Here is a 6,555-nt window from a genome sequence, read left to right as displayed (position 1 = left end):
CCGATCGACGCAAGCAGCGGATGAAGCCAACGGCGCGTATGCGTACACTACGCGCAGCGACCAACTGCGCCACTTGCGAGGCTTACCGATGAGTTCCCACCTGCTTTCCGTCGATTCCCTGTCCCGCGATTACGTCGAGCACCTGATGCAGCTCGCCGCCCGCATGGAGCCCTTCGCCCAGCGGCGCAAAGTGACCCGCGTGCTCGAGGGTGCAGTGCTCGGCAACCTATTCTTCGAAGCCAGTACGCGCACCCGCATCAGCTTTCACGCGGCGTTCTCGCGGCTCGGCGGCAGCGTCTGCGACACCACTGGTTTCACCTTCTCCTCGATGGCCAAGGGTGAGTCCCTCTATGACACTAGCCGCGTGATGGGCGGCTATGTCGATGCCGTCGTGCTGCGCCATCCCGACCAGGGCGCGGTGGCGAAATTCGCCGAGGCCACCCAGGTGCCGGTGATCAACGGCGGCGACGGCCCCGGCGAGCATCCCAGCCAGGCACTGCTCGATCTGTACACTATCGAGAAGGAATTCGCGCGCCTGGGCAAACGCCTCGAAGGCGCGCACTTCCTACTCACCGGCGACCTCAAGCACGGCCGCACCGTGCATTCGCTGATCAAGCTGCTATCGCTGTTCGGACCGCTGCGCATCACGCTGGTCTCACCGCCGGGTCTGGAAATGCCGCGTCATTTGATCGACCTGGTCACCTCGCGCGGGCATCGCGTCGAGCAACGCGAAAGCCTGGCCAATGACTTCAGCGATCTCGACGTGATCTACACCACGCGCATCCAGAAGGAACGCTTCACCGAGGAGATGTCGGAAGTCTTCGCGGGGATGTCCCAGGATTTCATCGTCGACCGCGCCTTCCTCGATCAGCGCTGCTCACCGACCACTATCGTCATGCACCCTCTGCCGCGCGACAGCCGCCCCGGTGCCAACGACCTCAATGTCGATCTCAACGGCGATCCGCGCCTGGCCATCTTCCGCCAGGCCGACAACGGCATTCCCATGCGCATGGCGATCTTCGCCAATCTGCTGCAGGTCGAGGATTACATCGAGCGTGATGCCCAGGACGTCCGCTGGTTCGTACCGCCGGCCTATGGCGTGGACGACCACACGCTATAAAATGGGAGGGATGCTGGCACTACGTGCTGCATTCAAGGCATGCGTTGCAGGAAGGTGTCGTCGGCAAAGAAGCTTTGCAGGATCAACTGCGCGGCGATGCCATCCACGCCGTCATCGCGGTAGTTGCCTCGATGCCCGGCGTCGCGGGCGATACGCTTGGCGGCGCGCGTCGAGCCACGTTCGTCGAACATCTCCACCAGCTTGCCGAAGCGCCCATGCAGGCGATTGCCGAACTTGCGCGCGCGCTGGCTCATGTCGGACTCGGTACCATCCATGTTGAGCGGCAGCCCTACGACCAAAAGATCCGGTTGCCATTCTTTGAGCAATTGGCCGATCTGCTGCCACTCGGGAATCCCATCGCGTGCGGGCAGCGGGGCAAGCGCCGTGGCACTGCCTAGCATTTCGTTGCCTACCGCCACGCCGATACGCCGCGTGCCATAATCGAAGGCCAGTATCAGCCGCTGCCCTGCCTCGGCCATCAGGAATGTCCCGCCTCGCGCGTCATAAGGTTCAGATCGACACCCAAGATACCCGCCGCCGCGTTCAGGCGCTGCTCCGAGTGGACATCGAAGAGGATCGAGGCGTCGCCTTCCACCGTCAGCCAGGTGTTCTGCTTGAGCTCGTCCTCGAGCTGACCTGCCTGCCAGGCGGTGCAGCCCAGGCAGACGATGAAGTCTTCTGGACCCCGGCCCTCGGCGATGGCCTTGAGCATATCCATGGAGGTCGTCAGGGCAAGGTCTTCAGCGACTTGTAGGCTGGAATCCCAAGGCAGGTTCGAACCACGATGCAGAATGAAGCCGCGATCCTTGTGGACCGGCCCGCCATAATAAACCGGCAAGTCGCGCTGCGGGCACTCCGAGGCATCCAGCTCAAGCTGCTCGAGCAGGGCGTCGAGCGTCAGCTCCATGGGGCGATTGACAACCACGCCCATGGTGCCGTTTTCATCATGGTCACAAATATAGGTCAACGTCCCCTTGAAGTTGGGGTCGTCGAGGTGCGGCATCGCCAGCAGAAAATGATGCTTCAAGCTTTGCATGAGCCTCCCGGGCGTCGAGGCGCGTCCCGCCCCTCGCTTACGCCGAAATTGGTGCTTTTCGCAGCGATTGTATCATTACCCTTGCCAAACCTCGCCATCGTGGGATGACAAGCAGCGCTCAGAAGCGCCGGGCAATGGCGTCCATCAAGAGTCCACCGATGTCAGTGCCGCGCTGGGCGTCGATCTCGCGCACGCAGGTGGGGCTGGTAACGTTGATCTCGGTGATGTAGTCGCCGATCACGTCGAGCCCGACGAAGATCAGGCCCTTGTCGAGAATCGCCGGTTTGACCTGCTCGATGAGCCAGTAATCGCGGTCGGTGAGCTCGCGGGCCTCGCCGCGCCCGCCGGCCGCCAGGTTGCCACGCGTTTCGCCGGCGCTGGGAATGCGCGCCAAGCCATAGGGGACGGGCTCGCCGTCGATCAGCAGGATGCGCATATCGCCAGCCTTTATCTCAGGCAGATAACGCTGCGCCATGATTTGACGTGTGCCACGCTCGGTGAGCTGCTCGATGACCGAGCCCAGGTTGCGCCCCTCCGGCGTGATATGAAAGATGCCGCTACCGCCCATGCCATCCAGCGGCTTGAAGATCACATCGCCGTGCTGGGCATGAAAGTCGCGCAGGACGGCATCGTGGCACGAAACCACGGAGGGCGGAATGCAGTGCGGGAACTGCTGGGCGAAGAGTTTCTCGTTGCTGGTCAACAGCGCCTGAGTCGGGTTGACCACCAGCACGCCCTCGCGCTCGGCGAAGCCCAGCAGATGCACAGCGTTGAGGAAGTGGTCATCCACCGGCGGGTCCTGGCGCATCAGGATGACGTCGAGCTCCGCCAGCGGCGCGGCCTGCACCGCTTCGAGCCGATACCACGCCTCAGAGTCACGATACGCCTCCAGCGCGCGCATGCGGCCCATGGCGCGCCCGCCTTCCAGATACAGATCTTCCGGCTCGAGATAATAAAGCGACCAGCCGCGTTCCTGAGCGGCCCACAGCATGGCCAGGGTGGTGTCTTTCTTGTAGGCGATATCGGCGATGGGGTCCATCACCACGCCAAGCTTCAAGGCGCGCTCGCTCATGATCGGTCTTCCAGACTAGAGATGAATGCGCGCAGTATGCCGCAGCGACCAGCGGAAGACCAAGGCGCCAGCGGCGCGTCAGCTCGACTGATAGGCGTCTATCGCCTCGCGCGTCAGGCGGATGCCGTCTTCCTCGATGGTGATCAACCGCCTCTTGTAGAGCCGCCCCACCGCCTGCTTGAAAGCACTTTTGCTGACGCCCATGCGTGCCTTGATCTCAGCGGCAGGCGTCTTGTCGCCCAGCGCGACGTATCCGCCATGGCAGCGCAGCAGCTCCAGCACCTTGTCACCGACCACATCGAGCCCCGCCTCACCGGGCGGCAGCATGGCCAGATCGAGGCGCCCATCTTCGCGCACGCGCTTGATATAACCGGTCAACCGTTGGCCGCGCCGAGGCGGGTGGATGATGTCATCGGCATACAGCAAGCCCCAATAGCGGTGATCGACCACCGCCTTGAAACCCAGATCGGTACGCTCGGCGATCACCAGAGCGACACGATCGCCGGGCGTCATCCCAGGTGCCTCATCAGCCAGGAAACGATCCAGACGCATCGACGCCACCGGCCGGCCCTGAGCGTCTTCGTAGAGCATCACCAACACCCGCTTGCCGACCTCGGGACGAAAGTGCTGCTCGGCGAACGGCAGCAATACATCCTTGGGCTGGCCCCAATCGAGAAAGGCACCGGTCGTATTGACCGCCACGACCTTGAGATACGCCACCTCGCCAATGCGCGCCAGGGGCGATCGCGCTGTCCGCGACGAACGCTGCCCGGTGGCGAATGAACGTGGAGTCGGATCTTGGGGACGGGACATGATAGCGGCCACTAACGAGAGATATGTCCTCATTATGACGCCGCCAGGCGGCGCGAGCAAAGGACGTGGCGGGGTTTGGCGTATAAATCGGGGGGTCGGTGGCTAGGATGAGACACGGGCAGTACTCTGAACCTACGATCGAGAAGTGTTGTAACTTACGCTTAGCCGAACAAGTATTCTCTTAAAGCCGTGTAGTCTAACTCTCACAAATAATAGTATTTATGACTTACACTCAATTTCCAAGTTTTCCTCTGCTCATTATTAATCAAACAAAACTCTTAAAAAATGCTTACACAAATATTGACCCTGCCTCGTGAAACCGCTATCCCTGATAAAAATTTATCTTATGTCATATAAAAAAACACAATCCGTACGTAAGGAACGCACAGGGGAAATAACATGGTCATTTCCGCTAAGGTTGCTGCGCGCCAGGAAGACCTATCTCAGTCATCCGCAGTCACGGTCGACAACGGCACTCTCTCCGTCTCCGAATCACGCCACATCCTGCTAAGCCTTTCCCCACAGGATGTGGCATCCCTGTCCCGTGACGGGAACGATCTCATTATTCAAACTAGCGCTGGCGAAACGCTTCGTATCGAAGATTTTTACGGCGATGCCGATACTCCATCAGGCAAGCTGTATCTAACGGGGGAAGATCAGCAATTAATCTTGGCGGACCTAGGCTCGGCTGCCAGCAATGGCGCAGTCTCAGCCGAGTACGTGCCACTTAATGAATATGGCGTGTTCGAACCGGCTGCTACGACCGCAGAGACGGCAAGCTCGGGCGATGGAGGGTGGGGAACCCTGGGTTGGCTTGCAGCGGGGGGTGCAGTGGCTGCGGGTGCAGCAATCGCTTCTGGTGGCAGTGGCAGTGGCAGTGGCAACAACACGGACATTCCAACAGAAGACAATGACAATTCTGAAGACAGCGACACTCAAGCCCCTGATCAGCCAGAGAATCTGGAAGTGGCTGACGACGGTGCTTCTGTCACCGGCACCGCCGAACCCGGCTCGACCGTAACCGTCAGCGACGCCGACGGCAACGAACTTGGCTCGGCCACCGCGGGCGACGATGGCAGCTTTAGCGTGCCGCTCGATCCGGCACTCACCAACGGCGAAGAAATTAACGTCGTCGCCACCGACCCCGCCGGTAACCAGAGCGATCCGGCCACCGCCACCGCGCCGGATCTCACCGCGCCGGATGCGCCGGCCGACGTTGCCGTCAACGACGACGGCAGCGTCGTGACCGGTACCGCCGAACCTGGCTCCAGGGTCACCGTGACCGACGAGAACGGTAATACACTAGGCAGCGACACCGCTGACAACGACGGCAACTTCAACGTCTCCATCGAACCGCCGCAGATCAACGGCGAGGACCTCGACGTCGTCGCCACCGACGACGCTGGCAACAGCTCCGATCCCGTCAGCGTCACCGCCCCCGACAACACGGCCCCGGATGCGCCGGCCGACGTTGCCGTCAACGACGAGGGCTCCGTCGTCACCGGCTCCGCCGAGCCTGGCTCGACGGTCACCGTGACCGACGAGAACGGTAATATCCTAGGCAGTGATACCGCGGACGACGACGGCAACTTCGACGTCTCGCTCGAACCGCCGCAGATCAACGGCGAGGATGTCACAGCCACCGCCACCGACGACGCTGGCAACAGCTCTGATCCCGTCAGCGTCACCGCCCCCGACAACACGGCCCCGGATGCGCCGGCCGACGTTGCCGTCAACGACGACGGCAGCGTCGTGACCGGTACCGCCGAGCCTGGCTCCACGGTCACCGTCAGCGACGAGAACGGTAATAGCCTAGGCAGCGATACCGCTGACAACGACGGCAACTTCAACGTCTCCATCGAACCGCCGCAGACCAACGGCGAAGACATCAGCGCTACCGCCACCGATGAAGCCGGCAACGAAAGCGATCCCGCATCGGCCACCGCACCGGATCTCACCGCCCCAACTCCTGATGACAATAGCATCACGATCGTCACCGGCGACGACGCGCTGCTCTCAGCCGACGAAGCCGAAAGCGTCACGCTGACCGGCCAGGTCGAGGACGGGGCAAGCATCGCCTCGCTGGCAATCGCCAGCGCCAACGGCGGCGACCCGGTGGTGATTCAGGGCGGCGATATTACGCTCAACGATGGCGGATTCAGCCTCGACGGTGTCGATGTCACCGGACTCAACGACGGCGAGCTGACTACGACGCTTTCCATCACGGATGCCGCGGGCAACACCGGGACGGTCACCGATACGGCGACGCTGGATACCGTGGCGCCGGACGCGCCCACCATCGATCCGACGAATGGCACCGAGCTTACCGGCACCGCTGAAGCGGGCAGCACCGTCACTATCGACACCAATGGTGATGGCGAGGTGGATGAAACCGCCACTGCTGACGGCGATGGCAACTGGAGCGTGACGCCAGAGCCCGTACTCGCTGACGATACCCAGGTCTCGGCCACCGCGACCGATGCGGCGGGCAACAAGAGTGAGCCGACCACGCAG

The 6,555-nt window shown here is 62.0% G+C and carries 6 protein-coding genes; 2 read left to right on the top strand and 4 right to left on the bottom strand.

The window, feature by feature from the left end:
* Window positions 1-88: 88 nt before the first annotated feature.
* A complete protein-coding gene (pyrB, locus tag OP496_RS16350) occupies window positions 89-1,120 on the top strand; it encodes an aspartate carbamoyltransferase (protein ID WP_280564854.1) in 1,032 nt (343 codons plus the stop codon).
* A gap of 32 nt (window positions 1,121-1,152) precedes the next feature.
* On the opposite strand, the gene ruvX is transcribed toward pyrB, so the two are convergent.
* The 4 genes from ruvX to OP496_RS16330 form a co-directional block, all read right to left on the bottom strand.
* A complete protein-coding gene (gene ruvX / locus OP496_RS16345) occupies window positions 1,153-1,599 on the bottom strand; it encodes a Holliday junction resolvase RuvX (protein ID WP_280564853.1) in 447 nt (148 codons plus the stop codon).
* A complete protein-coding gene (locus OP496_RS16340) occupies window positions 1,599-2,156 on the bottom strand; it encodes a YqgE/AlgH family protein (protein ID WP_280564852.1) in 558 nt (185 codons plus the stop codon). Before OP496_RS16340 ends, ruvX begins: the two co-directional genes overlap by 1 nt.
* A gap of 118 nt (window positions 2,157-2,274) precedes the next feature.
* Entirely contained in the window at window positions 2,275-3,228 is a 954-nt protein-coding gene (gene gshB / locus OP496_RS16335) for a glutathione synthase (protein WP_280564851.1), read from the bottom strand.
* A gap of 78 nt (window positions 3,229-3,306) precedes the next feature.
* Window positions 3,307-4,041 (bottom strand): S1-like domain-containing RNA-binding protein, encoded by a 735-nt coding sequence (locus OP496_RS16330; RefSeq protein WP_280564850.1) that lies wholly within the window; start codon window positions 4,039-4,041, stop codon window positions 3,307-3,309.
* Between the two features lie 399 nt (window positions 4,042-4,440).
* Between OP496_RS16330 and OP496_RS16325 the strand changes: the two genes are divergently transcribed.
* Window positions 4,441-6,555, top strand: a 2,115-nt coding sequence (locus OP496_RS16325; protein WP_280564849.1) for an Ig-like domain-containing protein, incomplete at its 3' end; no start/stop codon positions are given.

Origin of the sequence: Chromohalobacter sp. 48-RD10, assembly GCF_029889785.1 — a bacterium.
Lineage (GTDB): Bacteria > Pseudomonadota > Gammaproteobacteria > Pseudomonadales > Halomonadaceae > Chromohalobacter.
This window is presented reverse-complemented; position numbering and strand designations above follow the sequence as displayed.

Coding starts and splice junctions, on each gene's coding strand:
- pyrB (WP_280564854.1), top strand. CDS start 89: ATGAGTTCCCACCTGCTTTCCGTCGATTCCCTGTCCCGCGATTACGTC.
- ruvX (WP_280564853.1), bottom strand. CDS start 1,599: ATGGCCGAGGCAGGGCAGCGGCTGATACTGGCCTTCGATTATGGCACG.
- OP496_RS16340 (WP_280564852.1), bottom strand. CDS start 2,156: ATGCAAAGCTTGAAGCATCATTTTCTGCTGGCGATGCCGCACCTCGAC.
- gshB (WP_280564851.1), bottom strand. CDS start 3,228: ATGAGCGAGCGCGCCTTGAAGCTTGGCGTGGTGATGGACCCCATCGCC.
- OP496_RS16330 (WP_280564850.1), bottom strand. CDS start 4,041: ATGTCCCGTCCCCAAGATCCGACTCCACGTTCATTCGCCACCGGGCAG.